This is a genomic window from Dialister succinatiphilus YIT 11850 (assembly GCF_000242435.1).
Taxonomy (GTDB): Bacteria; Bacillota; Negativicutes; order Veillonellales; family Dialisteraceae; genus Dialister; species Dialister succinatiphilus.
In genome coordinates this window covers 714,458-740,461 of record NZ_JH591187.1, presented here as the reverse complement: position 1 = coordinate 740,461, position 26,004 = coordinate 714,458, and the positions used below count along the sequence as shown (strand labels likewise).

The following is a 26,004-nucleotide window of genomic DNA, read 5'->3' as shown; positions in this document are numbered from 1 at the left end:
CATCTTGAACGGGGACGCCGGTATGGGCGGTAAGGACTTGGTACTTTATAGAAACGCCCAGTCTGAAAATTTCCTGCTCCCATGCTTCCTTGCCCCTGGTGGCGTGAGATTTCTCCACTCCGCTTAGCTGCGGTCAAAATGACGGGGCGGAGTCATTTGTATTTCCGCCACCGATATTCTCTGCTTCAGGTATCTTTTTTATTTCTCCACTCATCTCCACCGGGTGGGGATTTTTTGATTGGGTGGGGGATGGCTGCTGGCGGGAATGGGAGAATTTCAGAGCATGCCTTGGATGGAGCATCCTGTATTTTATTAGTAAATATCGAGTTTTTTTAAGCTTATTCATTTTCGCCTTTCCAATACCAAACAAACTTTTTTCGTTGTAAGCAAGTGGTGGTATGTGGTAGAATGTGGGTAAATGTGGAGGAGGTGGAAGAAATATGTTCATGAATGAGTATTCTCATACTATTGACAGCAAAGGACGTATGATTCTTCCAGCCAAATTCAGGGAGGAACTGGGAAACAGCTTTGTGCTGGCACCGGGTCTTGATACCTGTCTCTGCATTTACCCCAGGGAAAGATGGGATGCTCTTATTGCCAGACTGCAGAAGCTTCCTTTTACCAATCACAAGGTAAGAAAGATTATGCGCCATCTCATCGGACGGGGAACTGAAATGGAATGTGACAAGCAGGGGAGGATTCTGATTCCCCAGCATCTCCGCACCTTTGCTCAGCTGAAAAAGGACGCCGTCATTGTAGGAACTGGTTCCATCATTGAAATCTGGGATCCGGTGCTTCTTGATGCTGATGAAAACGGAGAAGAATCGATGGCAGATATAGCCGATTCTCTGGATCTGCCGTTAAATTTTGACTTATAAGGGGAGGGTTTCATGGAATTCCATCATACCACCGTACTTCTTCATGAGATGATTGATTCTGTGCTCACCGATCCTCATGGCGTTTATGTAGACTGCACCCTGGGCGGCGGCGGTCATTCCATGGCCTTGTCGGAAAGGCTGGAAGAAGATGCTCTTGTGATTGGAGTGGACCAGGATCAGGAGGCTATAGATGCGGCTTCCGAAAGGCTCAAAGGCACTGGATGCCGCCATCTTTTTGTGCGTGACAATTTTTCTCATATTTCTTCTATTCTCGATTCTCTGGATATAGAGAAGGTGGATGGATTTATTTTCGACCTGGGTGTTTCTTCTCATCAGTTGGATGATGGGGAGCGGGGATTCTCCTATATGAACAATGGGAAGCTGGACATGCGTATGGACCAGCGCAATCCTTTGACTGCCTATGAAATTGTAAATACCTATGATGAAGATGACCTGACCCGCATCATTCGGGAATACGGGGAAGAGCGGTGGGCCAGGAGGATTGCCCAATTCATCGTGAATTTCAGAAATGAAAAGCCCATTGAAACTACAGACGATTTGGTCCGTGTGATTAAGGCGGCCATTCCCGCTCATGCCAGAAGAAACGGACCTCATCCGGCGAAGCGTACATTCCAGGCTATCCGCATAGAGGTGAATAATGAGCTTGGCATCTTGAAGGACACAATGGAAGCCTGCGTGGGCCACCTGAAAGTGGGGGGACGGCTGGGGGTAATTACCTTCCAGTCCCTGGAAGACCGGATTATTAAAAATACGTTTCGGGAAATGGAAAGAGACTGCATATGCCCGCCGGATCTGCCGGTGTGTGTATGCCATCACCACAGGACGGTGAAGAGTCTGGGAAAGGCCATCAAACCGTCAGATCGGGAAGTGGAGGAAAATCCGCGGGCCCGGAGTGCGGTGCTCAGGGTGGTTGAAAAAGTATAGGAAATAGTTTCCGCTGATTTGGATTTTATGATTAAGGAAGCGCTGATTCCATAAGGTTATTTGAAATTATGGGTCTTTAAAGGATGCTTCCTGCATGGGGAGAGATGTTTTATGATATCGCAGAATGTACAAATGATGGATTATATGGCTTCCATGCCTCAGGACATTGCTGTTCCCCGGCAAAGGGAGAGGGAAGAATCTTCATCTCGCAGTTTATTTCATAATGTCATTCTGGGGATTATCATGATTCTGATGCCCTTCCTGGCAAGCACCATTTTAAATGGTGTCAATGTGCAGGCGGAATATCATATGCAGCAGGTACGGGCGGAAGTGATGAATCTGGAAAAAGAAAATTCAGTGCTGAAACTGGAGGTATCAAGGCTCAATGCGCCGGTACGCATACAGAAACTGGCAGAAACAAAGCTGGGCATGCGCCTTCCCGTGCGTAATGTGTATGGCGGTGTGGAAGTACAAAAGGCCGGCGCGGCAGCGAAAACAGTTTCTGCTCCGGCAAAGAAGGCAGTTCGGTAGCTGCTAAGAGACCTACTGATTCATTTTGTCATGGAATCGGCGCAGGCTGCTCTGAAAGCGCCGTCTGCGTAAAAAGTGAATTAGAATTATAAAATCAGCGGCCTTTTTTTAAGGCCGCTATTGTGCTTCAAGGGGATTTAAGCTATCATAAATAATGACGCTTAGTTGAAAATTATGCAGAGGTGATTCATTTTGAAAACATTATCAGAATTGATTCGTATGACCCCGGTGGTGAAAGTGCTGGGTTCTGCGGATGTTGAAATTAAAGATGTAACAGCTGATTCCCGCAAGGTGGTGGAAGGCGGTTTATTTATCTGCCTTTCCGGTGCCCATGTGGATGGCCATGACTTTGTCAAGGCAGCTGTAGAAAAGGGTGCTGCTGCCATTGTGGCTTCCCGGGATATAGATGTGCCGTCTTCTGTGACTGCGGTATATGTCAAAGATACAAGGAAGGCTATGGAAGATATGGTACCTTTTTTCTTTGATTATCCCACAAGGAAAATGCGCATGATCGCCCTGACCGGTACCAACGGGAAGACAACCACCACCCATGTAGCAGCACATATCCTTCACCATGCCGGCCATAAAACCGGTGTCATCGGCACCATTCATGCCCTCATCGGTGATAAGGAAATCCCCACCCACAATACGACGCCTGATGTGATCGATCTGGACCGCATTCTGGCCCGCATGGCGGAGGAAAAAGTGGAGTACGTGTGCATGGAAGTTTCTTCCCATTCCCTGGTCCTTGGCCGTGTGGCAGGCTGTGAATTCGATGATGCTGTATTCACCAACCTCACCGAAGACCATTTGGATTTCCACAAGACCATGGATAATTATGCAAAGGCCAAGGCTATCCTTTTCCATATGGTATCAGCTAAAGGACAGATAAAGAAAGGCAAGTCTGCCTGGGTCAATATGGACGATCCCTATGCCCACGTAATGGAAGAAGGGGTGGATGATAGAAATATCTGCGCTCTTCATACCTACAGCATGATCCATCCTGAAGCAGATCTTTACGCCCATGACATTCATTTCACCGGGAAATCATCTTCCTTTAAAGTGACCTATGAGGGAAAGGATTATGATTTTGAAACCAGACTGGCCGGACGTTTTAACGTTTACAATACTCTTGGCGCAGTAGGCGCCTGCCTCTCTGAAGGAGTTCCCATGGAGACCATTGTGGAGGGGATGAAGGACTTTAAGAGTGTGCCCGGTCGTTTTGAGCTGATTGATGAAGGACAGCCTTTTACGGTGGTGGTGGACTATGCCCATACACCGGACGGACTGGAAAAAATTCTGACCACTGCAGAGGAAATTACAAAAGGGCGAATTATTGTCGTCTTCGGCTGTGGCGGCGACAGGGACAGGATGAAGCGCCCCATTATGGGCCGCATTGCTGCCAGGAATGCCGATATTGCCCTGGTAACCAGTGACAATCCGCGCACCGAGGACCCCGCTTCCATTGTGAAGGAAGTGGCTGCCGGCGTGGAGGAAGTGAAGAAGGAAAAGCCCTCCCTTTCCTATGAAGTCATTGTGGACCGTAGGAGCGCCATCTGCCGGGCCATTGAACTGGCCAAGCCGGGAGACATTGTGCTGATTGCCGGTAAAGGACATGAAAATTACCAGATTTTAAAGGATAAAACCATTCATTTTGATGACAGGGAAGAAGCCAGAAAGGCACTGAAACTGAAGGAGAAATAAAATGGCATCATTTACACTGGAGGAAATCGAAAAGGCCACAGGTGCATCTCTTCTGCAGAAGGGAGAGGACGCCTTTGTGGAGGGGGTAAGTACCGATACCCGTACCATTTCTCGGGGCGAACTTTTCATCGCTCTCATTGGTGAAAATTTCAACGGTCATGAATTTCTGAAACGAGCGGTTCTTTCCGGGGCATCGGCAGTGATGATTTCTGATGCTTCCTACGGGAAGGATATAGATGCCCATGTATCCGTTTTTCTGGTGAAAGACACAAAGAAGGGGCTGGAAGATCTGGCCCATTTTCACCGGATGCGTTTTCAGGTGCCCGTAATCGGAGTCACCGGTTCCAACGGAAAAACTACCACCAAGGACATGATTACGTCCATCCTCCGCACCCGCTTCCATGTGACCGCTACGGAGAAGAATTTCAATAATGAAATCGGTCTTTCCATGACCCTTCTTTCTATGACTGCCGAAACAGAGGTGTGCGTGGTGGAAATGGGCATGCGGGGCTTTGGCCAGATTGCAGAGCTCTGTGCCATTGCGTCTCCCACTATGGGGGTCGTAACCAATGTGGGGACATCCCATATCGGTATCTTGGGGAGCCAGGATAACATTGCCAAAGCGAAGAAAGAACTGATCGATGCACTTCCTGCCGATGGCACGGCTATCCTGAATGGCGATGACGAACGAGTCAGCGTTATGGGGAAGGGCTTTGCAGGTCGGATTGTCCGCTACGGTATGAACGGCCGGTATACGGTACGGGGCAGCGATGTCCGTTTCGAAGAAGAGGATACCCGCTATACCTGCACCTGCTTTGACGAAGCCTTCAAGGTGAAACTTCACCTTCTCGGCATTCATAATGTATATGATGCCCTGGCTGCTACAGCTGCAGCCCGGGTGCTTGGCGTGGATACGGGAAAAATCCAGAAGGCTCTCGGTGAGTTCCGCCCTGCCGATCAGCGGCAGTCTGTGGTAAACATAGGGGGCATCACCGTTCTTGACGATTCTTATAATGCCAACCCGCTGTCCATGGAAATGGCTTTCCGCTCTGCGAAGCAGATTGCAGGGAACCATTATTTCCTTGTGCTGGGGGACATGGGCGAACTGGGCCGTTTTGAAGAAAAACTGCATTATGAAACAGGTGTGAAAGCCGGAAAAATCGGATTTGACGGTCTGATTACGGTGGGACCGCTTTCCCGTTTCCTTGCCAAAGGCGCAGAAGAGGCAGGCATGAAGACTGTCATGACCTGCGATACCTGTGAGGAAGCAGCGGAAAAACTGATGAAGATGGCAGCGCCCGGTGATGTGGTGCTTGTGAAAGGTTCCCATTACATGCATATGGAAAGGATTCCTGCTGTTTTGAGGGGAGAAAAAGCATAGGATGGAAAGTAATTATTTGATTTATCTGGCGGAATCAGCGGTGCTTACCGTGATTCTTGGATTTTTTGCCATTCCGCTTTTGAAAAAATTAAAGGCTCGTCAGTCCATCAGGGAAGAAGGACCGAAGTCTCACCGGATTAAGAGCGGTACGCCTACCATGGGCGGACTGTTCATGCTTCTTTCCGCAGTGCTGGTGGTTATTTTCAATAAAATGATTGACCCCTCGGTCCTGTGGCTTTTATTTCTTACGCTGGGCCATGGCCTTCTTGGCTTTCTTGATGATTTTATCAAGGCGGAAAAGAAAAGAAACCTGGGCCTTACGGCAAAGCAGAAGATGCTTGGCCAGATTATCCTAGCCGTTCTTTTCTGCTGGGGCGTTGTGGATACGCTTCATCTGCCCTATTCCATAGCTATTCCTTTTACCCATACGGATATTTCCATCGGCCTTTTGTACTATCCCTTCGTGGTCCTTGTTATTGTGGGCGCATCCAATGCGGTGAACCTCACTGACGGTCTTGATGGACTGGCTTCGGGATGCTGCGTCATTGCTTTCTCTGCCTATGCCATGTTCTGCTATATGACCGGTTTCAATGATCTGGGATATTTCATCATCATTCTGGCCGGCAGCTGTATCGGATTTCTGTTCTTTAATTACCACCCGGCTAAAATATTCATGGGGGATACCGGTTCCCTGGCCCTGGGCGGTGCGATTGCCGGTATTTCCGTGATGACCAGGACAGAGCTTCTTCTTATTTTTCTGGGCCTGATTTTTGTGCTGGAGGCTCTTTCTGTCATTATCCAGGTGGCTTCCTTCCAGCTGACCGGAAAAAGGGTATTCAAAATGAGCCCCCTTCATCATCATTTCGAACTGTCCGGCTGGAGTGAAGTCCATGTGGTATGGGCTTTCTGGATTTTCGAAGGAATTGCTGCCTGTGTGAGTCTTCTTTTGGCAATCCGGGCATTATAATCCGTTTTTCACGCCGATCTTTGAGGAGGCATGGATGCTTCCGCCAAAGACCGGTTCCACGGGAGGTAAATTATGAAAAGTGTATTGATTCTTGGCGCCGGTATCAGCGGACTGGGAGCTGCCCATGTCCTTCTGCGCCACGATGTGAAGGTGCTGATTTCCGATTTAAAAGATTCTATTCATGATAAAAAGGAAAAAGAGGCACTCACTGCGCTGGGAGCTGTTTTCCGGTTTGGGCCGCAGTCCGTCGATCTTCTGGACGGGGTGGATACGGTGGTCGTTTCTCCGGTGATTCCAAGGGAAAATCCCATTGTATCTGAAGCTTTCAACCGTCATATTGACGTTATCAGCGAAGTGGAACTGGCTTATCGCGTCACAAAGGCGCCAATCCTTGCCATTACAGGCACCAACGGGAAAACTACCACCACTACTCTTCTGGGGAGTATGGTGAGCAGAAGCGGTAAACCTTTCGCCCTGGCAGGAAACCTTGGCATTTCTTTGAGCCGGGAAGCGGAACTGGTGCCTGCTGATGGTGTGATTGCGGCAGAAGTATCCAGCTTCCAGCTGGAATTTATTAAAACCTTCAAGCCCAGGGCTGCTGTGATTTTGAATATTACGCCGGACCATCTGGAACGGCATCATACCATGGAAGCCTATGTGGCAGCCAAAGCCCGGATTTTTGAAAATATGGACAATTCCGACTGCCTTCTGTTAAATGATGATGATGCCTATACCCCTGCCCTTAAAAAGAAGGCGGAAACCCACACCCATGTATGCCTTCTTTCCACATCCCATAAAGTGGAGGAAGGAGCCTTCCTTGACGGAGATACACTGGTCCTTCGCAGAAAGGGAAAGGAAATCCGTCTCTGTTCTGTGAAGGAATTGAAGCTGAAGGGCATGCAGAACTATGAAGATGTGCTGGCTGCGTCCTTCCTGGCTTATGAAGGGGGCGTTCCGGTGGATGTGATCGTGTCTGCCATGAAGGATTTTTCGTCCCTTCCTAACCGGATTGAATATGTACGGACACTGCATGATGTGGAATACTACAATGACTCTAAAGCCACCAATACGGATGCTGCCATTAAGGGTATGAGCGCTTTCAACAAGCCGGTCATCCTGATTGCCGGAGGCTACGATAAGGGAACGCCTTTGGAAGATTTCATGAAAGATGTCAAAAAGCATACAAAACATCTGATTCTTCTGGGAGCGGCAGCTGACCGTTTTGAAAAAGCGGCCAGAGCAGCCGGCGTGTCTTCCATTTACCGGGTATCTTTCATGAAAGAAGCAGTACTGAAGGGGCAGCAGCTGGCGGAAGCCGGGGATATCGTCATCCTCTCGCCGGCCTGCTCTTCCTTTGATATGTATCACAATATGGAAGAACGAGGCATGGATTTCAAGCGTATTGTTAAAAGTCTTACCTGATGGGAGCAGTCATGAAGCGAGTTATACTATCCGGCGGCGGTACAGGCGGTCATATTTACCCTGCCATTACCATTGCCAGAGAACTGTCGAAACTGGATGATGTGGAATTTCTTTTTGTAGGAACTCCAAATGGCATGGAATCAAGAATCATTCCGAAGGAAGGCTATAAATTTGCTTCCATTCCGGCCTATGGACTGAAACGGTCCTTTACACTGAAAAATCTTTCTATCCTTATGACGACAGCAGGCAGTCTCTTCAAGGCCCGGTCCATTTTGAAGCATTTTCATCCCGATGTGGTAATCGGTACCGGCGGATACGTGTGCGGTCCTATCCTGATGGCGGCCGCCCTGTCCCATATTCCTACCCTCATTCAGGAGCAGAATGTGATTCCCGGGATTACTAATAAAATCCTTTCTCATGTAGTAGATACCATTGCATTGGGGTATGAGGATGCGAAAGTTCGTTTTCCCCGTCCCGAGAAATGTATATACACAGGAAATCCTATCCGTCCTGATATTATTGAAGCCAAACGGGAGGAGTCCCGAAGGGAGCTCGGTATTTCACCTGATACCTTCATGGTGCTTATCACCGGAGGAAGCCGCGGCGCCCGGTCGATTAACAACGCTATGGCCGGTGTTCATGCCTATTTTAAGAATGATGACCATCTCTGCCTTTACCATGTTACGGGCACTCTGGAATATGATAAAATAATAGAGAAAGTGCATGCGGATAAAGAAGGCAGGGTAGGAAAAGCAGGAAGGATTATCAAATATGAGTACCATATGCCAAGGGCTCTGGCAGCAGCGGATCTGATTATCTGCCGCGCCGGCGCCGTAAGCCTTGCAGAGCTGGCAGCCAGAGGCCTTCCGGCTATCCTGATTCCCTATCCCTATGCTGCAGAAGATCACCAGACTTTCAATGCCCGGGTTTTTGTGGCTGCCGGAGCAGCCAGGATGATTGTGGACAAGTATCTGACCGATAAGGAGCTGATCCAGGATATTACCTACCTGAAGGATACGCCTGCTGCTCTGCACAGCATGTCAGACGCTTCCGCCGGGCTTGGAAGAATTCATGCCGGCAGGGATATTGCCCGTCTGGCTCTTGAACTGGCTGAAAAAGGGAGTAAATGAGATGAATTTAAAAGAATATACAAATTTTCATTTTATCGGTATCGGCGGCATGGGCATGCGCGCCCTTGCTGAAATCCTTTTGGAGAAAGGGTATTCCGTTTCAGGATCTGACATGGCTGATTCCCCGGTGCTTGAAAATTTCAGAAAGAGGGGAGCTTCCATCTTTATCGGTCATGATGCATCCCATGTGAAAGGGGAGGGATGCGTTGTCATTTCTTCCGCTATTTCTGAAGATAATCCGGAGCTGATGGAAGCACGGAGAAAACAGATTCCTGTTTTCCACCGTTCCGATGTGCTGGCTGCCCTTCTTCTGGCAGGGAAGGGGATTTCTGTAGCCGGTGCTCATGGGAAATCCACCACCTCCGGCATGTTGGGACAGATTTTTTACGAAACCGCCATGGACCCGACCATCGTGCTGGGCGCCGCTGCTGATTATATCCATGGGAATTCCATCTGCGGTAAAGGAGAGTATGTCATCGCCGAAGCCGATGAAAGCGACGGCTCCTTTTTGAAATTTAAAAATTACATCACTGTAGTGACCAATATCGAAGATGACCATCTGGATCATTATGGCAGTGTGGAAAATATACGAAAAGCTTTTGCTGAATTTGTCAATCATATTTCTTATGATGACGGAGCTGCATTTCTCTGCCTGGACAGTGAAGGGGTCAGGGCCATTCTTCCTTCCATTCACAAAAAGGTATTCACCTTTGGTCTGAATGAAAAGGCGGACCTTAGAGCGGTGAATCCAAGATATGAAAACCGCCTCCTCTGCTATGAAGCGGTGAAGGGAGGAAAGGTGCTGGGAACCGTGCGTCTCCAGGTGCCGGGTCTCCACAATGTGCGTGATTCCCTGGGGGCCCTTGCAGCTTCTCTGTACTGCGGGATTCCCTTTGAAAAAGCAGCGGCGGCCATTTCCCATTTCCATGGCGTCAAACGGCGCTTTGAAACGAAATTGAGGACGGAAGACCTTTGGATTGTGGATGATTATGCCCACCATCCCACGGAAATCAAGGCAACGCTGAAAGCGGCCAGAGAATCGGGAAATCACCGGATTCTCTGTGCTTTCCAGCCCCACCGCTATTCCCGGACCAAACTTTTGAAAGACGAATTCGCAGAAGCCTTTGATGATGCGGATGTTCTCTTCTTTACGGATATTTATGCAGCCAGTGAGGAAAAGATTCCCGGTGTCGATGGTCATCTCATCCCGGATGCCGTCAGGGCACGGCTTCCGCATAAGGATATCCGCTATGTGGATAAGCTGGAAGATGTGGCCGGTGCGCTTTATGACTCTATCCGTCCGGGAGATATGGTGATTACCATGGGTGCCGGCAGTATTACCGGTGTAAGCGAAAAACTGATTGCATTATTGAAAGAAAAGGGAATGCCAAGTGATAAATAAAGAAACCAAAGTAGTCGTTCTTATGGGCGGCCCATCGACGGAAGCAGAAGTTTCCAGGAATACAGGCACCGCCATTGCGGAAGCACTGGCATCTATCGGCTATCATGTGATTCCCATGGAATATGATCCCCATCATGTGGTAGAAAATCTCAAAGCCGCCGGAGCAGAAGTGGTATTTATTGCCCTTCATGGAAAATATGGTGAAGACGGTACCATCCAGAGCGTGCTGGAACTGGCCCGGATTCCCTATACCGGTTCCGGAGTCACTTCCTCTGCCATTACTATGGATAAAATCATGAGCAGCCATCTGTTCAAACAGGCCGGTCTGCCCATGGCTCATTCCCATCCCTATTTTTTGAAGGACGGAAAAGAGCAGGTGATTTCCGGTATTCTTTCGGAATTCTCATTTCCCATGGTATTGAAACCGGCCTGCGAAGGTTCCACCATCGGCATTGAAATCGTAAAAAAGAAAGAAGACCTGAAAGCTGCGGTGGATCGGGTCTTTAAAGTGGAGGGACGCATACTGGCGGAAGATTACCTGGGTGGTCATGAATTCACGGTGTCTGTCATTGACGGCAAAGCCCTTCCTGTGATTGAAATCTGCCCCCATTCCGGGCAGTATGACTACCATTCCAAATATACCAAGGGCGCCACTGATTACATCGTACCGGCTCCCATTTCGCAAGAGCTGGCCCTTTCCATGAGCCGCATTGCAGAAAAAGGCTACCGTATCTGCGAATGCAGCGGTGCCGTCCGTTTTGATTTCAAAACCGACAAAGAGGGACATCCATTTGTGCTGGAGGCCAATTCCATTCCAGGCATGACATCGACCAGTCTGGTGCCAAAGGCGGCAGCAGCCCAGGGGATTTCTTTCCCGAAACTCTGCGAAATGATATTGATGGAAGCAGGCCTTGATAAAGTCTGACAGGTCATAACTATGGATAATTTTAAAAGTTTTAATGATTTTCTGAAAGAGCAGCATGGCGGAAAAACGACCCCGTCGACCCAAGAGGTGCCGGTAGAACAGACACCGCCGCCTCCGCATCCGGCAAAAAAAAATTCCGGGAAGAGGCTTAAAAGGCCCCGGTTCAAAGGAAAGGCCTATGCAGCAGGAGGATTGGGAGTTCTTGCAGTGATTGGACTTTCTCTTTTCTTTCTTCCCATACCTCTTGGCTATATAGACCTTGAGGGGACAGAAGTGCTGACTACGGATGATGTGATTTTTGAAGGGCGAATCCGTCAGCCCGTAAATGTCCTCCAGATCAGCTCATCGGATCTGGAAAAAAGGCTTTCCAGAGATATACGGGTGTCTACTGTTTACGTGGGCCGCCGCTTTCCCTTTGTTCTTGAGGTGAATGTAACGGATCGGGTGCCCCTGGCCATTGTTCAGGATGAATTCGGCTATGTTTTTCTTGATAAAGATGGCGTAGTCATGGATTCGACCCAGTCCATCAAAAAAGTCAATGTTCCGCTCATTACAGGAAAGAGACTGGGAAATCTTCTCCTTGGCGATTCGATAGCCGGCGGTGAGATAGACCAGGCCCTGGATTTCCTGAACCATCTGTCTCCGGAAGGTCTTAAGGTATTTTCTGAAATCAACATCGGAAATCCGGAGGATATCAAGGCCTATACCAGGGACGGTATAACAGTGAAACTGGGAAATGGCAGTGACATGGCTGGTCAGGCCCGCCTGGCGGAAAACATGGTAGGCGATGTCAAGGCCAGAGGCCTTTCTGTGGAATATCTGGATGCCAATTTAGCCTCGCCTTTTATAAAGCTCAAAAAATAAACAAAAATCTTTCTTATTCTATTGATAAATGTAGCGAACTTGCGTAAAGTATTGTACAATGTAAGATATGATTGAGAAGAAGATGACTGCTAATATGAATAATGTAAAAACGAGTCAATCTCATGACGCAGAAGATCCTAAAGGAGGAGCGAACATGGAACAGTCTGAAATTGCTAAAATTAAAGTAATCGGTGTAGGCGGCGGCGGAAACAACGCTGTCAACCGTATGATTGATGAAGAAGTAAAGGGCGTTGAATTCATCGCTGTCAATACAGAACTTCAGGTGCTGAATAAATCTGAAGCGGAAACAAAAATTCAGATTGGTGAAAAACTGACCAAAGGTCTTGGCGCTGGAGCGAAACCGGAAGTAGGCGAACAGGCTGCGGAAGAATCCAGAGAGGATCTGACAAAAGCCTTAACCGGCGCTGACATGGTATTTGTGACCGCCGGCATGGGCGGCGGTACCGGTACCGGTGCTGCTCCTGTAGCAGCGCAGTGTGCCAGAGAACTGGGGGCTCTGACCATTGCCGTTGTCACAAAGCCTTTCAGCTTTGAAGGAAAAGTAAGAGCTAAGAATGCCGCTGAAGGCATTGAACGACTGAAGCAGAATGTAGATGCTATTCTGGTGGTACCAAATGATAAATTGATGAGCATTATTGACAAGAAAACCTCCATTAAAGATGCTTTCAAGACGGCCGATGATGTTCTCCGCCAGGGAATCCAGGGCATTTCCGATTTGATTACTGTACCGGGGATTATCAACCTGGACTTTGCTGATGTAAGAACCATTATGAGTGACCAGGGCGATGCCCTCATGGGTATTGGTATCGGTACCGGCGATAACCGTGCCAGCGATGCCGCAACTATGGCTATCAACAGTCCGCTCCTGGAAAGAAGCATTGAAGGTGCCAAAGGCATCATCATCAATATTACGGGCAATGAAGATCTGGGCCTCTTTGAAATCAATGAAGCTTCCCAGATTATTACGGAAGCTGCTGATCCGGATGCCAATATTATCTGGGGTACTTCCGTAGACCCGGATCTTGATAATGACACAGTGAAGATTACTGTTATTGCTACCGGTTTCGGCGACAAGAAGAAGTCTCCATCTCCCGCCGGCGGAAGCCGTTTCAGCAATGCTGTACGTCCGACACCGGGCATCGCGGTTCCTGAATTTCTGAGAAAGTAAAAATTTTCATCAGAGTTTTTACTTCCACAGTCCCGGGCTGGATTGATGCATGTGCATGGTACAGGAAAAGTCCGCCGAAGGGACAGTCGATACACAGAAAGCCACACCGCAGCTGCAGTGTGGCTTTTTCTTCCGATTTGGGAAGGGGAGGAATTGTTTAAAGCAGGTGATTTCTTCCGTTTCCCGTTTCCATCTTTCCAAGGAGAACGATTATGAAATGCCCATATTGCAGCAGTCCTGATACGAAGGTCACTGATTCCCGGGATACCGATGACGGGGCTTCTATCCGCCGGAGGCGCCAGTGCCTTGCCTGTGGACGGCGCTTTACTACCTATGAAACGGTGGAGCAGGTTCCTATTCGCGTCATTAAGAAAAACGGCAGCCGTGAGCTTTTTGACCGCAATAAACTTCGCAGCGGCCTGATTCGCGCCTGCGAAAAGAGAAACATTTCTTCATCCCAGATTGAGGAAATTGTAAAAAGGGTAGAAAAGAAAATCCGCAATGAGTTGAAGCATGAAGTTTCTTCTGTGGAAATCGGCAACCTGGTGATGAATGAATTAAAAAATCTGGATCAGGTGGCCTATGTCCGTTTTGCTTCTGTATATCGGGAATTCAAGGATATTGGAAGTTTTATGAGTGAATTGGAAACACTGATGAAAAACCATAAAGAAAAGACCGATTCTGTTTCTCCGGCAAAGGAAGATAAGAATGAACATTGAAACCATAGAGTCAATTTTTAACGATCATGAAAAAGTGCTGCAGAAAAGCAGAACTCTTTTTCCCGTGATTCTGGATATGGCGGACATCTGCCGCAGGGCCCTGGCAGAAGGCCATAAAATCCTGATCTGCGGCAATGGCGGAAGTGCTGCCGATGCCCAACATATAGCAGCTGAATTTGTGGGTCGTTTCCATAATGAAAGGGTATCCCTTCCCTCGATTGCACTGACCACGGATACCTCCATCCTGACAGCAGTAGCTAATGATTACAGTTACGACCGGGTATTTGCCCGGCAGGTCGAAGGACTTGGAAACAAAGGCGATGTCCTTTGGGGGATTTCTACCAGCGGCAATAGCAGAAATGTCAATGAAGCATTGAAAACAGCCCGTCAGAAGGGCCTTGTTACCATCGGCTCCACCGGTAAAACGGGAGGGGACATGGTGTCGCTCTGTGACAGAGTGCTGGTAGTGCCTGATGATGTGACTGCCAGAATTCAGGAAATCCATATGCTTTCTGCTCATATCATTTGCCAGCTGATTGATGATCTGGAATGGAAGCAATGAATAAAAAGGCAATTTTTTTTGACCGGGACGGCGTTCTCAATGAAGATGACGGCTATGTCCATTCCATGGATCAGCTCCGCTGGGTCAAGGGGGCCAGGGAAGCGGCAGGTCGTCTGACAAAGGAAGGATGGCTCCTTTTTGTAGTCACCAACCAGAGCGGAGTTGCCCGGGGTTATTATGGGGAAGAGGATGTAGTCCGCCTCCATCAGGCCATGAATGAAGAATTCGGGAAATACGGCGGCCGGATTACAGAATTTTTCTACTGCCCTCATCTTCCGGGAGCACCGGTGTCCCGTTATGACAAGGTGTGCAGCTGCAGGAAACCGGAGCCGGGCATGATTCTGAAAGCCCTGTCCAAGTATGGCCTTGACAGAAATCGATGCTTCCTTTTTGGCGACGGCGAACGAGATATAGAGGCGGCTCGAAGAGCAGGCATCCAGGGATTTTTATTTCCTGGTGGAAACCTGGATACCTTCATTCGGAAAGTACTGCCTCCCATAAAGGATTAAAATGAAAAAAGACTATAAGAATATTCTGATTATAAAAATGAGCTCTCTGGGAGATATCATTCATGCCCTGCCTTCTCTCTATGTGTTAAGGAAAGCCTATCCGAAATCCCGGATTACTTGGGCGGTCCATCCGTCCTTTGCTGGCATTCTTCCTGGAAAGCCATGGATTGACGAAATCTATCTGGTGGACAGGAAACGGATACGGCAGCTGTCTTACCTGCGGGAGGTACACCATGATCTCAAGGCCCGTCATTTTGATCTGGTTATTGACCTGCAGATGATTGCAAAGAGCGGGATCATTTCCTTCCTTTCCGGCTGCAGCGAACGCATCGGTTATCAGGACGGTCGGGAAGGAAGTTTCCTTGCCAGCCGCCCTATTTCCGGACCTCATAAAAAAGGCCACATTATCGAGCAGCTTCTGGATGTGATGCGCTACCTGGGCTGTGATGTTTCTGAAATCGAATTTCCTATTCATGATTATAAAAAAGAGCTTTCTCAGGTGAAGGACCTTCTCCAGAAAGAAGGGATCGTGGGTCCCTATGTGGTTCTTGTACCGGGAACCAGAGGAGAGCAGAAGAAGTGGCCCCTGTCTTATTGGGGAGAACTGGCCTCTTCGCTCTCAGAACGTGGGATTTATAACGTCATTTCCGGCACGGCAGGAGAAATGGATATGGGAAATCGGATCAAGGATATGTCTCCTTCTCCCTGCACGGTCAATCTGATGGGCAGGACTAACCTGCTTCAGCTGGCTGCCTTGGAAAGACTGGCTTCCCTTCATATCTCCAGCGATACAGGGCCTCTTCATATTGCCAATGCAGTGCATACGCCCCTGATTGCTCTCTTTGGACCCACACTGCCTGACAGGAGCGGTCCCTATGGCAATCCGGACAGCTATGTGATTATGGCCGATCATCCGGGTACAAAGGAATGCCGCATGGATACCATTCCTGTGGAAAAGGTATTGAAAAAGGCTTTGGATATATTGGAATCAGATATAGAGGATCATCATGGAACATATTACCAGCCGGAGCAACCGGTGGATTAAATGTGCTCTCCGTCTGAAGCAGAGAAAATGGAGAGATAAGGAAGGACTCTTTCTTCTGGAAGGCCTTCGCGGTACGACCGATGTGCTGAATCAGCAGGTACGGGACTGCATCTGCTTCATCGAGGATGGCCGTTTGGCTGATGACATGGTGGATGAGCTTGTGAGTCAGGGAGAAAGACTTCATTGGCTTTTCCTTTCTGTAGATAAGGAAATGATGCACCTTCTTTCCGGCACGGAGCACGGTCAGGGGATTCTTCTTCTCTGCAGAAAGCAGCACCATGATCTTTCAGAACTTCTTCATCCTCTGAAGGGGTATTATGTAGTTCTTGACTCTGTGCAGGATCCCGGCAACATGGGTACCATTCTGCGTACCTGCGCCGCCGCCGGCGTGAAAGGTCTCATCCTGACTGAGGGCTGTACAGATATATATGCAGAAAAAGTGGTCCGTAGTTCCATGGGCAGTATTCTTCGTCTGCCAATTTATGAAGGGGCTTCCATTCCTTTCTTAAAGGAATGGAAGCAGGTTTCCGGACTTCCGTTCTATGGGACAGCCTTACAGAATGCCAGGCCCTATAAGGAAATAGGTCCTGTCAGCCAGGCTGTTTTCTTCTTTGGGAATGAAGGAAATGGCATTCGTGAGGACATACTGTCCCTAACTGATGACAACCTGTATATTCCGCTGCCTGGCCATGTGGAATCCTTAAATGTTTCCATTGCGGCAGCAGTCATACTGTTTCATTTCATTGAAGGATAAAGCAATTTCTGATAATCTGCTGTGGTGATACCACTGCTTTTCTGCTGCTGATGGGTCTACAGCATATTTTGGGAAACAATCAAAGCACTTCTTCCAAGAGGTTATTATGGTAAAGAAATTAATTGTGAATGCTGATGATTTTGGAATACACGAAGCAGTGAACCGTGCTGTCCTTAGAGGCTTTGAATCGGGCATACTGACAAGTACATCCCTCATGGCTGGTGGAGATGCCTTCCAAGAGGCGGTGAAACTGGCGAAAGATATGAAGGGGATTGGAATCGGTATCCATCTGACTCTGGTAGGCGGTTTGAAAACCGTTCTGCCGCCGGAAGAAGTTCCTTCCCTGACCTGGGAAAACGGACGTCTCTGCAGCAATTATATGGAACTGATTCTGCGGGATATGAAAGGTCGTATCTCCATGGACGATGTATACCGCGAATGGGATGCCCAGATTCGAAAGATTCTGGACACCGGTCTGACCGTAACCCATATAGACGGTCACCAGCATATGCATATGTGGAACCATTTCTTTCCCATTACATTGACTCTGGCCAGGAAATATCACATTCCCTGTATGCGGGTGCCAGATGAAAAGGTCCTTTTTGGATTCAGCCCTGCACCGGGAGGCTTTTTCCGTTTTGCTTCGAAAAACGGCCTTTCTCTGATGGCCAGAAGCCATAGAAAAGCCTTAAGAAAAGCGGGAATCCGTACCAATGACCATTTCTGGGGTATGATGTACGGCGGGCATTTTTATGAAAACCGCATGATTTCCATTTTGGGCAGACTTGAAGAGGGCGTGACAGAATTCATGTGCCATCCATCGGCTGATACGGAAGCCATGGAAGCAGCATTCCATTGGGGCTATGAAGGAGAAGAAGAATTAAAGAGCTTGACTTCCATTCGAGTACGTAAACTCCTGGATGAAAAGAAGATACAGCTTATTTCCTATCAAGATTTACAGAGAAGCTGATGATTTCGGGCACTTCTCTTTATATTCAGGCACTGTCTATTGCAGGCTGAGGAGTGGCTTATATGAAAAAAGAACAACAATTTTATCTGGTGGATTTTTCAATCCTGCCGGAAGCAATCAAGAAGACCATTCGGGTCAAAGAATTATTGAAGGATGGTTCCTGTGCTTCTATCAATGAAGCGGTCCATAAAGTTAATATGAGCCGCAGCGCCTATTACAAATATAAAGACCATGTGGCATCGGCAGATGATGACAAAGGGGACCGGGTTGTAGTATTATTGATAATCATGCAGGATGATATGGCAGTGTTCGGAAGAATACTTCGGCGTATTGCCAGAGAAAAACAGGAAATCCTGTCTGTTAACCGGACAAAGATATCGGAGAAGCTGTATTCCTCTGTTATTACTCTAAAAACGAAAGAATCGGCCGATGATATTGAATCTTTGTATGAATCCTTGAAAGAAATGAAGGGAATCCAGTCGTTGACCATGAAATTAGGAGGAGAATTTAAATGAAAAATATTAATGTTGCACTCCTTGGATTTGGCACAGTAGGCAGCGGTGTAGCTGAAGCGATTAGAAAAAACAGCAGAATCATGGAAGATTCCATCGGCTGTCATTTCACCATCAGTCATGTGCTGGTTCGTCACCCGGAAAAATACAGGGATATGGATCTTCTGCAGGGGATTCATCTGACATCCTCCTTTGATGACATTATAGCGGATTCATCCATTGACATTATCATCGAGGTCATGGGAGGCATCCATCCGGCCAAGGAATATATTTTTGAAGCTTTGAATCATCATATCAATGTAGTCAGCGCTAACAAAGACCTGGTCGCCCTTTTTGGACCGGAAATCATGCATACTGCCATGGAAAACCATGTAAACTTCAGCTGTGAGGCCAGCGTAGGCGGCGGTATTCCTATTTTAAGGCCCCTCCATGATTCTCTGGCAGCCAATGAAATTGAAAGCATTGTAGGGATTGTAAATGGTACCACCAATTTCATCCTTTCCAATATGGATGACAGCGGTGTGAGCTATGGCGATGCTCTCCGGGTGGCCCAGAAGAAAGGGTATGCTGAAGCAGATCCCACCAATGACGTGGCAGGTTATGATGCTGCCCGGAAACTGGCCATTCTGGCATCCATCGGCTTTCATGCCAACGTCACTTTTGACGATGTGCTGGTGGAAGGTATTGAAAAGATTTCCCAGAACGATGTACAGTATGCCAGCGAAATGGGATATACCATCAAGCTTCTGGCCGTAGCCATCCGTCAGGAAAATGGGATTGCCCTCAATGTATATCCCGCCTTCGTGCCCAGAAGCCATCCGCTGGCCTCTGTCAAAGGGTCCTATAACGCAATTTATGTGACTGGAAACATTGTGGATGATGTCATGTTCTATGGCAAAGGGGCCGGCTCTCTCCCCACGGCCAGTGCCGTGATGGGGGATGTAATCAGCACAGCCAAGCATATTCTGAATCATTCCACCGGTACCGGTATGATGCTGACAGAAACGAAGCGGATTCCTTTCTACTCCTCCCTGAAACTGGAAAACTCCTATTATTTCCGCCTCATCGTAGACGATGTGACCGGTGTACTTTCCCAGATTGCTTCTGCCTATGCCGATAACGACATCAGCATTAAGGAAGTGGTGCAGAAGAGCCGGATTGAGGATGCGGCAGAGCTTATGATTATTACAGAAAAAACGCCCCGTGAAAATATCATCCACGTGGAAAAAGCACTGCAGGTGCTGCCCTGCATGCGTCAGGTAGCTAATGTTGTGAGGGTAATGGAAGATGACAGAAAATAAGACATACATCGTGAGAGTTCCGGCTACGACTGCCAACATAGGCAGCGGTTTTGATACCCTTGGCATGTCTCTTGGCCTTTATAATGTGGTACAGTTCGTGCCGGCAGAAGGAACTCCTCTGGTAGAAACAAAAATTGAAGCAGAAGGGGAGGGGGCCGGCCAGATTACCGAGGGCCTTGATAACATGATTATCAAGGCTATGGATGAAACTGCCAGAGAGGCGGGGAAAAGCATACCCGGTGGAAAAATGTACCTTATCAATCGCATTCCCTTTGCCAGGGGCCTGGGCTCCTCTTCCGCGGCCATTGCTTCCGGCGTGTTTCTGGCCAACATGCTTATGGGCGAGCCTTTTAACAGAAAGGAAATTCTTGATATAACCGCTGCCATGGAAGGGCATCCCGATAATGCAGCCCCTGCCATACTGGGAGGATTCTGCATGGCCCTTCTGAAAGATGGAAATGTAACAGCTGAGCGTATTGACATTCCCTCCCATTGGAAAGCCGTGGTCACCATTCCGGACTTTGAACTTCATACCGAAAAAGCCAGGGCTGTTTTACCGGACAGCTATCCACGGAGCGATGCCGTTCACAATATTGGCGCTGTTTCTTTCCTTATGGCTGCTTTCATGTATCAGAAACCGGAATATCTGAAACTGGGGCTTGATGATGTGATTCATGTGCCCTACAGGCTGAATCTTATACCCGGAGCCTCCGATGTGATTCGAAATGCGGAAAGGGCAGGAGCCTATGGCGCTACCATTTCTGGTTCCGGTCCCACCATTATTGCCTTTGCTCCGGCTGACCGGGCTGAAAAGGTAGGCATTGCCATGGTGAATGGCTTTGCAGCAGCCCATATCACATCACGGTACTTGGTCCTTGATTTTGATCACAACGGGATCATGGCAGTCTGATATCCAGACTTTTTCTACAGCCCAAACGGCCTTCCCGGCCGTTTTTTTCTTGATTCAAAAAACCGATACACCTCAAAAAAGGAAATTTTGCGGCCATTTATCGGGGACTCTATTGACGGGCGATAGTTAAATAGGTATACTTATACAGGTATTATCCCAAAGTATACTGTTTTACAAAGATTGGATAAGGAGTTGCTCCATGAATTTTGAACTGATTGAACATGCACTACCTATGCTGCTGGTTGGGGCCGGTGTAACGATAGAAATCACAGCTGTCAGCGTGGCCATAGGTTTTTTGATTGGCCTTTTTGTGGGAATAGCCCGCATCTGCCAGATTAAAGTCCTCCGGATTATAGCAGCTGTTTATGCGGACTGCATTCGTGGGACTCCTCTTCTGGTACAGATCTTTCTCATTTATTTCGCCCTTCCTATCGTTACAGGACATCGTGTGGAACCTTTTGCAGCTGCTGTGGCAGCCTGCGGCATCAACAGCGGCGCCTATGTATCGGAAATTTTCAGGGCAGGCATCCAGGCCATTGATGTGGGTCAGATGGAAGCCGGCCGGTCTTTGGGACTGACCTGGTGGCAGACCATGTATTATGTGATTCTTCCTCAGGCCGTACGCAACATTCTCCCGCCGCTGGGCAATGAATTTATTGCTATGCTGAAGGATTCCTCTCTGGTATCCGTAATCGGTTTTGAAGAACTGACAAGAAGAGGCCAACTGATTATTGCACAGACCTACGGCTCTTTTGAAATCTGGACAACCGTGGCAGTGCTGTATCTGATTATGACACTGGCAATTTCTCGTGTAGTAGCATGGCTGGAAAAGAGATAATTATGGCGGACAAAAAATACTTAATTGAAATCAACCACGTGGGAAAGAAATTTGGAGATCTCACGGTTCTGAAAGATATCAGCATCAAAGTAAAAGAAAAAGAAGTGGTCGTTATTATCGGCCCTTCCGGCTCCGGTAAAAGTACACTGCTCCGCTGCATCAACGGCCTTGAAAAACCAACCAGCGGCAATGTGTTTTTTGATGGCATGCCTGTGAATGGTGAAAAGAACATTAACGAAGTCAGAACAGAAGTGGGCATGGTTTTCCAGCGGTTCAATCTTTTTCCCCATATGACTGTAATCCAGAACCTCATGCTGGCACCCATGAAGGTGCGTAAAATCAGCAAAAAGGAAGCCTATGACCGCGGCATGTCGCTGCTCCGGAAGGTGGGACTGGAAGATAAGGCAGACTATAAGCCATCCCAGCTTTCCGGTGGACAGCAGCAGCGTGTGGCTATAGCCAGGGCCCTTGCCATGAAGCCGAAAGCTCTTCTTTTTGATGAACCTACCTCTGCACTGGATCCGGAAATGGTCCATGAAGTACTGGATGTCATGAAGGAAGTGGCAGAAGAAGGCATGACCATGGTAGTGGTTACCCATGAAATGGGATTTGCCCGTGAAGTGGGGGACCGGGTCCTCTTTATTGACGGCGGAGTCATTGTGGAGCAGGGGACACCGGATGAAGTATTTAATCATACGAAGGAAGACAGAACAAAGCTTTTCCTTTCCCAAGTCCTCTGAGGGCAGAGTATATTCGTATATTTATGCAGATATTCATCATTGATATGGAAAAACGGGACGGCCAAAACCGCCCCGTTTTTCGTACTCTTTTTTACATTTCGGTTGACGGAATTAATGTTTTATGGTATTGTAAATCTATGCCCAATAAGGGCAATGTAGTAATTTTTTTAGGAGGAATTTCCATGAAAGGTACAGTTAAGTGGTTCAGTGCAGAAAAAGGCTACGGCTTTATTGAAAGAGAAGAAGGCGGCGACGTATTCGTTCATTTCTCCGCTATCCAGGCTGATGGCTTCAAAACACTGAATGAAGGCCAGAAGGTTGATTTTGAAATCATTGATGGTGCAAGAGGACCTCAGGCTGCTAACGTTAAGGTTGAAGGCTGATCACTTACTGAAGCTCATATAGCGTAAGTTTCTGAATCTGAATTTAGGGTAAAGCATAGGCTTTACCCTTTTTTCAATGGCAGAAAGGCATTCCATTCTTTATTTTTCCTCCTTTTATATTTAATTATTTCTATCGTTTCTATAAACTGATAAAAGTTTTTAATGATATCTAATTTATATAGACAGAAAGGATTGATTATTAGTGGAAATATAGTATAATAATTATAGAAGGATAAGCATTCAGCTTATTCAAGAAAGGGGGATTTCAATATGGAATTAACTGTTAGAGGAAAAAATCTGGAAATTACTGACGCACTGCATTCTTATGTAGAAAAACACACAGGCAAGATTCAGAGATACTTTGATAAGCCCATTAAGATTAATGTCCTGCTTCGCATTTCGAATATGACAAAAACCTGTGAGGTGACTGTCTTCGTTGACGGCATTATTCTCAGGGGTGTCGAAAAGTCCGATGATATGTACAAGTCGATTGATCTGGTGTTTGATAAGGTAGAACGGCAGATTCATAAGTATAAAACTCGTCTGGCAAAACGGTTTAAAGAAAGAAATACCCTGAGCCATCAGTTCGTCATGGAGAAGGAGGCGGCCTCTGCTCCGGATACAGAATTTGAAATTGTAAAGACAAAACATTTCAATATCAGCCCCATGTCGCCGGAGGAAGCAGTTCTTCAGATGAATCTTCTGGGTCACAGCTTCTTTATGTTCTTCAATTCCGAAACCGAAGCTATGGCTGTCGTTTATCGTCGGGATGACGGAAAATATGGCCTCATTGATGCAGACCGGTAATAGGAAAGTTTGAAATTTCACGAAAAAGAGCGGAATTTTCCGCTCTTTTTTTGACTATACCGCCTTAGTTTGATAAAATAAACTAGATGTGTAAAGCATTGGAATTTAAGGAATGGAATACTGATTGTATAAGGAGTTGTTTCCATGTTTGATAAGTTTTTTGACAGGCTGTTTAACGGATCCAACGAAAAAGAAGTAAAGAAGATTCGCAAGATTGTAGAACAGCAGATTAATCCCCTGGAAGATGGACTGAAGAAGTTGAGTGATTCTTCCCTGGCTAATAAGACCAATGAATTCAAGGCTCGTCTGGCCAAGGGCGAAACACTGGACGATATCCTTCCTGAAGCCTTTGCAGTTGTCCGCGAAGCGTCCCGTCGCGTACTGGGCATGCGCCATTTCGATGTGCAGCTGATTGGCGGTATTGTTCTCCACCGCGGTAATATTGCTGAAATGTGTACCGGTGAAGGTAAAACCCTGGTAGCTACCGCTCCGGTCTACCTGAATGCCTTGGAAGGAAAAGGCGTCCACGTCATTACGGTCAATGATTACCTGGCAAAGCGCGACAGCGAATGGATGGGACAGGTCTATAAATTCCTCGGCCTTTCCGTAGGCCTTATTGTCCATGACCTGGATTTCCAGCAGAGAAAGATTGCTTATAATTCCGATATTACCTACGGAACGAATAATGAATTCGGCTTTGACTACCTTCGCGATAACATGGTTACCTCTCTGGACCAGATGGTGCAGCGCCCCCTTCATTACTGCCTGATCGATGAAGTAGACTCTATTCTTATCGATGAAGCTCGTACACCGCTGATTATTTCCGGCCCCGGTCAGAAATCTACAGATAATTACTACGTCATGGCCAAGCTGGTGCCGCATCTGAAAAAAGATGAAGACTACACCATCGATGAAAAACAGAAAACCGTGGCTCCTACAGAAGCCGGGGTTGCAAAGATGGAAAAAATGCTTCATGTGGAAAATCTGTATGATGCGGAAAATCTGGAGCTGAACCATCTTTTCGTTCAGGCCCTCCGTGCTCAGACCATGATGCAGCGGGATAAGGACTATGTAGTTAAAGACGGTGAAGTGGTCATTGTTGATGAATTTACCGGTCGTCTCATGTATGGCCGCCGCTATTCCGACGGACTTCATCAGGCCATCGAAGCCAAGGAAGGGCTGGAAGTTCAGCGCGAAAGCCAGACTCTGGCTACCATTACCTTCCAGAATTATTTCAGAATGTATGACAAGCTGGCCGGCATGACTGGTACTGCGAAAACAGAAGAGCAGGAATTTATTAAGATTTATGGTCTCCCTGTTATCCAGATTCCTACCAATAAACCGATTCAGCGTAAAGATCTGCCGGATGTGGTTTTCAAAACGAAACGAGGCAAGTACCGTGCTGTAGTGAAGGAAGTGGAACGCCGCCATGCCACCGGTCAGCCCATACTGATTGGTACCACTTCCATTGAACAGTCCGAAGAGCTTTCCCATATGCTTGATGCGGCTAAGATTCCTCATTCCGTACTGAATGCCAAATATCATGAAAAAGAAGCGGCCATCGTAGCTCTGGCAGGACAGAAAGGGGCCGTGACCATCGCTACCAACATGGCAGGCCGCGGTACTGATATCCAGCTGGGAGACGGGGTAGCCGCGCTCGGCGGACTTGCTATTATCGGGACGGAGCGCCATGAAAGCCGCCGTATTGATAACCAGCTCCGCGGCCGTGCAGGCCGTCAGGGGGACCCGGGTTCCAGTCAGTTCTTCCTGTCTCTGGAAGATGATCTGCTCCGTATTTTCGGCGGTGACAATATCAAGAAGTTCATGGAAAAAATGGGCCTTGATGAAGATGAACCGATTAACAGCCGCATGGTTTCCAATGCCATCCAGAAAGCACAGAAGAGAGTAGAAGCCAGAAACTTTGATATCCGAAAATATGTCCTTGAATATGATGATGTCATGAATCAGCAGAGAAAGGTGGTTTATGAACAGCGCCGCCGAATTCTTGAAGGCGAAAACATGAAGGACCAGGTACTCCGCATGGTGGATACCATTATTGAGAAGGGCATGCAGACCTACGCAGATCCAAAGCTCTATCCGGAAGAATGGGATTTTGCAGGGCTTCTGAAATACAGCGAAAAATATTTCCTGGCCCCCGGTGAAATCAAACTGGAAGAAATTGAAGATATGAGCCGTGAAGAGGTGGAGGACAAACTCAAGACTATTGCTCATGAAACCTATGAATCCAGAGAAAAATCCATCGGCTCCTCCATGATGAGGGAACTGGAAAAAGCAGTTATGCTGAAAGTGGTGGATTCCAAGTGGATGGAACATCTCGATGACATGGATATGCTGAAAGAAGGGATAGGCCTTCGTTCTTATGGACAGAGAAACCCCATTGTGGAATACAAAGTAGAAGCCTATGATATTTTTGAAGAAATGCAGCAGGCCATGATGGAAACTATTGTGCTCTATCTCTACCATATCCAGATCCGTTTTGCTACCGATCCGGAAGAACCGCAGCAGGCTCCCGAAGCACCGAAAGCAGAAGACCATCTGAAAGGGGCTACTGCCCACTATGTGGACGAAAATTCATCGAATGACTGAGTCTGATAT

At 47.6% G+C, this 26,004-nt stretch carries 27 protein-coding genes; 26 read left to right on the top strand and 1 reads right to left on the bottom strand.

All coding sequences use genetic code 11. From position 1 onward, the window contains the following. Positions 1–133: 133 nt before the first annotated feature. Positions 134–448, bottom strand: a complete 315-nt coding sequence (locus HMPREF9453_RS11885) for a hypothetical protein (RefSeq protein ID WP_148363686.1) — start codon at positions 446–448, stop codon at positions 134–136. Between HMPREF9453_RS11885 and mraZ the strand changes: the two genes are divergently transcribed. The 26 genes from mraZ (at position 447) to secA (ending at position 25,995) form a co-directional block, all read left to right on the top strand. Further along, positions 447–878, top strand: a complete 432-nt coding sequence (mraZ, locus tag HMPREF9453_RS03230; RefSeq protein ID WP_232217311.1) for a division/cell wall cluster transcriptional repressor MraZ — start codon at positions 447–449, stop codon at positions 876–878. The two genes, HMPREF9453_RS11885 and mraZ, sit on opposite strands and share 2 nt — an antisense overlap. Positions 879–890: 12 nt before the next feature. Then, positions 891–1,823 (top strand): 16S rRNA (cytosine(1402)-N(4))-methyltransferase RsmH, encoded by a 933-nt coding sequence (gene rsmH, locus HMPREF9453_RS03225; RefSeq protein WP_008859139.1) that lies wholly within the window; start codon positions 891–893, stop codon positions 1,821–1,823. Between the two features lie 111 nt (positions 1,824–1,934). Then, positions 1,935–2,354: an FtsB/FtsL family cell division protein gene (locus HMPREF9453_RS03220; protein WP_008859138.1), complete on the top strand. Its 420-nt coding sequence runs from the start codon at positions 1,935–1,937 to the stop codon at positions 2,352–2,354. Positions 2,355–2,546: 192 nt separating this feature from the next. After that, the gene (locus HMPREF9453_RS03215; RefSeq protein ID WP_008859137.1) at positions 2,547–4,058 is read left to right on the top strand and encodes a UDP-N-acetylmuramoyl-L-alanyl-D-glutamate--2,6-diaminopimelate ligase; all 1,512 of its coding nucleotides are present in this window, start codon (positions 2,547–2,549) and stop codon (positions 4,056–4,058) included. A 1-nt stretch (position 4,059) separates the two neighbouring features. After that, positions 4,060–5,439 carry a UDP-N-acetylmuramoyl-tripeptide--D-alanyl-D-alanine ligase gene (locus HMPREF9453_RS03210; RefSeq protein WP_008859136.1) on the top strand — a complete coding sequence of 460 codons (1,380 nt, stop codon included), beginning with the start codon at positions 4,060–4,062 and terminating at the stop codon, positions 5,437–5,439. Position 5,440: 1 nt separating this feature from the next. Beyond that, on the top strand, positions 5,441–6,406 hold the full coding sequence (gene mraY, locus HMPREF9453_RS03205; RefSeq protein WP_008859135.1) for a phospho-N-acetylmuramoyl-pentapeptide-transferase: 966 nt from the start codon (positions 5,441–5,443) through the stop codon (positions 6,404–6,406). A 72-nt stretch (positions 6,407–6,478) separates the two neighbouring features. Next, positions 6,479–7,828, top strand: a complete 1,350-nt coding sequence (gene murD / locus HMPREF9453_RS03200) for a UDP-N-acetylmuramoyl-L-alanine--D-glutamate ligase (protein ID WP_008859134.1) — start codon at positions 6,479–6,481, stop codon at positions 7,826–7,828. An 11-nt stretch (positions 7,829–7,839) separates the two neighbouring features. Beyond that, positions 7,840–8,958 (top strand): undecaprenyldiphospho-muramoylpentapeptide beta-N-acetylglucosaminyltransferase, encoded by a 1,119-nt coding sequence (murG, locus tag HMPREF9453_RS03195; protein ID WP_008859133.1) that lies wholly within the window; start codon positions 7,840–7,842, stop codon positions 8,956–8,958. A 1-nt stretch (position 8,959) separates the two neighbouring features. Next, entirely contained in the window at positions 8,960–10,360 is a 1,401-nt protein-coding gene (murC, locus tag HMPREF9453_RS03190; RefSeq protein WP_008859132.1) for a UDP-N-acetylmuramate--L-alanine ligase, read from the top strand. Then, a complete protein-coding gene (locus HMPREF9453_RS03185; protein WP_008859131.1) occupies positions 10,350–11,285 on the top strand; it encodes a D-alanine--D-alanine ligase family protein in 936 nt (311 codons plus the stop codon). The genes murC and HMPREF9453_RS03185 overlap by 11 nt, the downstream gene beginning before the upstream one ends. Positions 11,286–11,297: 12 nt before the next feature. Beyond that, positions 11,298–12,149 carry a cell division protein FtsQ/DivIB gene (locus tag HMPREF9453_RS03180; RefSeq protein WP_008859130.1) on the top strand — a complete coding sequence of 284 codons (852 nt, stop codon included), beginning with the start codon at positions 11,298–11,300 and terminating at the stop codon, positions 12,147–12,149. Positions 12,150–12,303: 154 nt separating this feature from the next. Further along, complete coding sequence (ftsZ, locus tag HMPREF9453_RS03175; RefSeq protein WP_008859129.1) at positions 12,304–13,338, top strand: cell division protein FtsZ; 1,035 nt, start codon at positions 12,304–12,306, stop codon at positions 13,336–13,338. A gap of 212 nt (positions 13,339–13,550) precedes the next feature. Beyond that, positions 13,551–14,057, top strand: coding sequence for a transcriptional regulator NrdR (nrdR, locus tag HMPREF9453_RS03170; RefSeq protein WP_008859128.1), 507 nt, complete (start codon positions 13,551–13,553; stop codon positions 14,055–14,057). Continuing rightward, entirely contained in the window at positions 14,047–14,619 is a 573-nt protein-coding gene (gene gmhA, locus HMPREF9453_RS03165; protein ID WP_008859127.1) for a D-sedoheptulose 7-phosphate isomerase, read from the top strand. The genes nrdR and gmhA overlap by 11 nt, the downstream gene beginning before the upstream one ends. Further along, positions 14,616–15,128, top strand: coding sequence for a D-glycero-alpha-D-manno-heptose-1,7-bisphosphate 7-phosphatase (locus tag HMPREF9453_RS03160; RefSeq protein WP_008859126.1), 513 nt, complete (start codon positions 14,616–14,618; stop codon positions 15,126–15,128). The genes gmhA and HMPREF9453_RS03160 overlap by 4 nt, the downstream gene beginning before the upstream one ends. Position 15,129: 1 nt before the next feature. Beyond that, complete coding sequence (locus tag HMPREF9453_RS03155) at positions 15,130–16,173, top strand: glycosyltransferase family 9 protein (RefSeq protein ID WP_008859125.1); 1,044 nt, start codon at positions 15,130–15,132, stop codon at positions 16,171–16,173. Further along, the gene (locus HMPREF9453_RS03150; protein WP_008859124.1) at positions 16,136–16,927 is read left to right on the top strand and encodes a TrmH family RNA methyltransferase; all 792 of its coding nucleotides are present in this window, start codon (positions 16,136–16,138) and stop codon (positions 16,925–16,927) included. The genes HMPREF9453_RS03155 and HMPREF9453_RS03150 overlap by 38 nt, the downstream gene beginning before the upstream one ends. Before the next feature lie 106 nt (positions 16,928–17,033). Continuing rightward, entirely contained in the window at positions 17,034–17,897 is an 864-nt protein-coding gene (locus tag HMPREF9453_RS03145; protein ID WP_008859123.1) for a ChbG/HpnK family deacetylase, read from the top strand. A gap of 62 nt (positions 17,898–17,959) precedes the next feature. Beyond that, positions 17,960–18,412, top strand: coding sequence for a hypothetical protein (locus HMPREF9453_RS03140; protein ID WP_008859122.1), 453 nt, complete (start codon positions 17,960–17,962; stop codon positions 18,410–18,412). Continuing rightward, positions 18,409–19,710 (top strand): homoserine dehydrogenase, encoded by a 1,302-nt coding sequence (locus tag HMPREF9453_RS03135; protein WP_008859121.1) that lies wholly within the window; start codon positions 18,409–18,411, stop codon positions 19,708–19,710. The genes HMPREF9453_RS03140 and HMPREF9453_RS03135 overlap by 4 nt, the downstream gene beginning before the upstream one ends. Next, positions 19,697–20,620 carry a homoserine kinase gene (thrB, locus tag HMPREF9453_RS03130; protein ID WP_008859120.1) on the top strand — a complete coding sequence of 308 codons (924 nt, stop codon included), beginning with the start codon at positions 19,697–19,699 and terminating at the stop codon, positions 20,618–20,620. The genes HMPREF9453_RS03135 and thrB overlap by 14 nt, the downstream gene beginning before the upstream one ends. Before the next feature lie 199 nt (positions 20,621–20,819). Beyond that, positions 20,820–21,458 carry an amino acid ABC transporter permease gene (locus tag HMPREF9453_RS03125; RefSeq protein WP_008859119.1) on the top strand — a complete coding sequence of 213 codons (639 nt, stop codon included), beginning with the start codon at positions 20,820–20,822 and terminating at the stop codon, positions 21,456–21,458. 2 nt (positions 21,459–21,460) lie between these two features. After that, entirely contained in the window at positions 21,461–22,198 is a 738-nt protein-coding gene (locus HMPREF9453_RS03120) for an amino acid ABC transporter ATP-binding protein (RefSeq protein WP_008859118.1), read from the top strand. A 182-nt stretch (positions 22,199–22,380) separates the two neighbouring features. Next, positions 22,381–22,581, top strand: coding sequence for a cold-shock protein (locus HMPREF9453_RS03115; protein ID WP_008859117.1), 201 nt, complete (start codon positions 22,381–22,383; stop codon positions 22,579–22,581). Between the two features lie 270 nt (positions 22,582–22,851). Then, on the top strand, positions 22,852–23,388 hold the full coding sequence (gene hpf, locus HMPREF9453_RS03110; protein ID WP_008859115.1) for a ribosome hibernation-promoting factor, HPF/YfiA family: 537 nt from the start codon (positions 22,852–22,854) through the stop codon (positions 23,386–23,388). Between the two features lie 144 nt (positions 23,389–23,532). After that, positions 23,533–25,995 (top strand): preprotein translocase subunit SecA, encoded by a 2,463-nt coding sequence (gene secA, locus HMPREF9453_RS03105; protein WP_008859114.1) that lies wholly within the window; start codon positions 23,533–23,535, stop codon positions 25,993–25,995. Positions 25,996–26,004: the final 9 nt, after the last annotated feature.

What these genes read in the sequence shown, in the direction of transcription:
- mraZ (WP_232217311.1), top strand. Translation starts at nt 447, where the DNA reads ATGAATGAGTATTCTCATACTATTGACAGCAAAGGACGTATGATTCTT.
- HMPREF9453_RS11885 (WP_148363686.1), bottom strand. Translation starts at nt 448, where the DNA reads ATGAACATATTTCTTCCACCTCCTCCACATTTACCCACATTCTACCAC.
- rsmH (WP_008859139.1), top strand. Translation starts at nt 891, where the DNA reads ATGGAATTCCATCATACCACCGTACTTCTTCATGAGATGATTGATTCT.
- HMPREF9453_RS03220 (WP_008859138.1), top strand. Translation starts at nt 1,935, where the DNA reads ATGATATCGCAGAATGTACAAATGATGGATTATATGGCTTCCATGCCT.
- HMPREF9453_RS03210 (WP_008859136.1), top strand. Translation starts at nt 4,060, where the DNA reads ATGGCATCATTTACACTGGAGGAAATCGAAAAGGCCACAGGTGCATCT.
- mraY (WP_008859135.1), top strand. Translation starts at nt 5,441, where the DNA reads ATGGAAAGTAATTATTTGATTTATCTGGCGGAATCAGCGGTGCTTACC.
- murD (WP_008859134.1), top strand. Translation starts at nt 6,479, where the DNA reads ATGAAAAGTGTATTGATTCTTGGCGCCGGTATCAGCGGACTGGGAGCT.
- murG (WP_008859133.1), top strand. Translation starts at nt 7,840, where the DNA reads ATGAAGCGAGTTATACTATCCGGCGGCGGTACAGGCGGTCATATTTAC.
- murC (WP_008859132.1), top strand. Translation starts at nt 8,960, where the DNA reads ATGAATTTAAAAGAATATACAAATTTTCATTTTATCGGTATCGGCGGC.
- HMPREF9453_RS03180 (WP_008859130.1), top strand. Translation starts at nt 11,298, where the DNA reads ATGGATAATTTTAAAAGTTTTAATGATTTTCTGAAAGAGCAGCATGGC.
- ftsZ (WP_008859129.1), top strand. Translation starts at nt 12,304, where the DNA reads ATGGAACAGTCTGAAATTGCTAAAATTAAAGTAATCGGTGTAGGCGGC.
- nrdR (WP_008859128.1), top strand. Translation starts at nt 13,551, where the DNA reads ATGAAATGCCCATATTGCAGCAGTCCTGATACGAAGGTCACTGATTCC.
- gmhA (WP_008859127.1), top strand. Translation starts at nt 14,047, where the DNA reads ATGAACATTGAAACCATAGAGTCAATTTTTAACGATCATGAAAAAGTG.
- HMPREF9453_RS03160 (WP_008859126.1), top strand. Translation starts at nt 14,616, where the DNA reads ATGAATAAAAAGGCAATTTTTTTTGACCGGGACGGCGTTCTCAATGAA.
- HMPREF9453_RS03155 (WP_008859125.1), top strand. Translation starts at nt 15,130, where the DNA reads ATGAAAAAAGACTATAAGAATATTCTGATTATAAAAATGAGCTCTCTG.
- HMPREF9453_RS03150 (WP_008859124.1), top strand. Translation starts at nt 16,136, where the DNA reads ATGGAACATATTACCAGCCGGAGCAACCGGTGGATTAAATGTGCTCTC.
- HMPREF9453_RS03145 (WP_008859123.1), top strand. Translation starts at nt 17,034, where the DNA reads ATGGTAAAGAAATTAATTGTGAATGCTGATGATTTTGGAATACACGAA.
- HMPREF9453_RS03140 (WP_008859122.1), top strand. Translation starts at nt 17,960, where the DNA reads ATGAAAAAAGAACAACAATTTTATCTGGTGGATTTTTCAATCCTGCCG.
- HMPREF9453_RS03135 (WP_008859121.1), top strand. Translation starts at nt 18,409, where the DNA reads ATGAAAAATATTAATGTTGCACTCCTTGGATTTGGCACAGTAGGCAGC.
- thrB (WP_008859120.1), top strand. Translation starts at nt 19,697, where the DNA reads ATGACAGAAAATAAGACATACATCGTGAGAGTTCCGGCTACGACTGCC.
- HMPREF9453_RS03125 (WP_008859119.1), top strand. Translation starts at nt 20,820, where the DNA reads ATGAATTTTGAACTGATTGAACATGCACTACCTATGCTGCTGGTTGGG.
- HMPREF9453_RS03120 (WP_008859118.1), top strand. Translation starts at nt 21,461, where the DNA reads ATGGCGGACAAAAAATACTTAATTGAAATCAACCACGTGGGAAAGAAA.
- HMPREF9453_RS03115 (WP_008859117.1), top strand. Translation starts at nt 22,381, where the DNA reads ATGAAAGGTACAGTTAAGTGGTTCAGTGCAGAAAAAGGCTACGGCTTT.
- hpf (WP_008859115.1), top strand. Translation starts at nt 22,852, where the DNA reads ATGGAATTAACTGTTAGAGGAAAAAATCTGGAAATTACTGACGCACTG.
- secA (WP_008859114.1), top strand. Translation starts at nt 23,533, where the DNA reads ATGTTTGATAAGTTTTTTGACAGGCTGTTTAACGGATCCAACGAAAAA.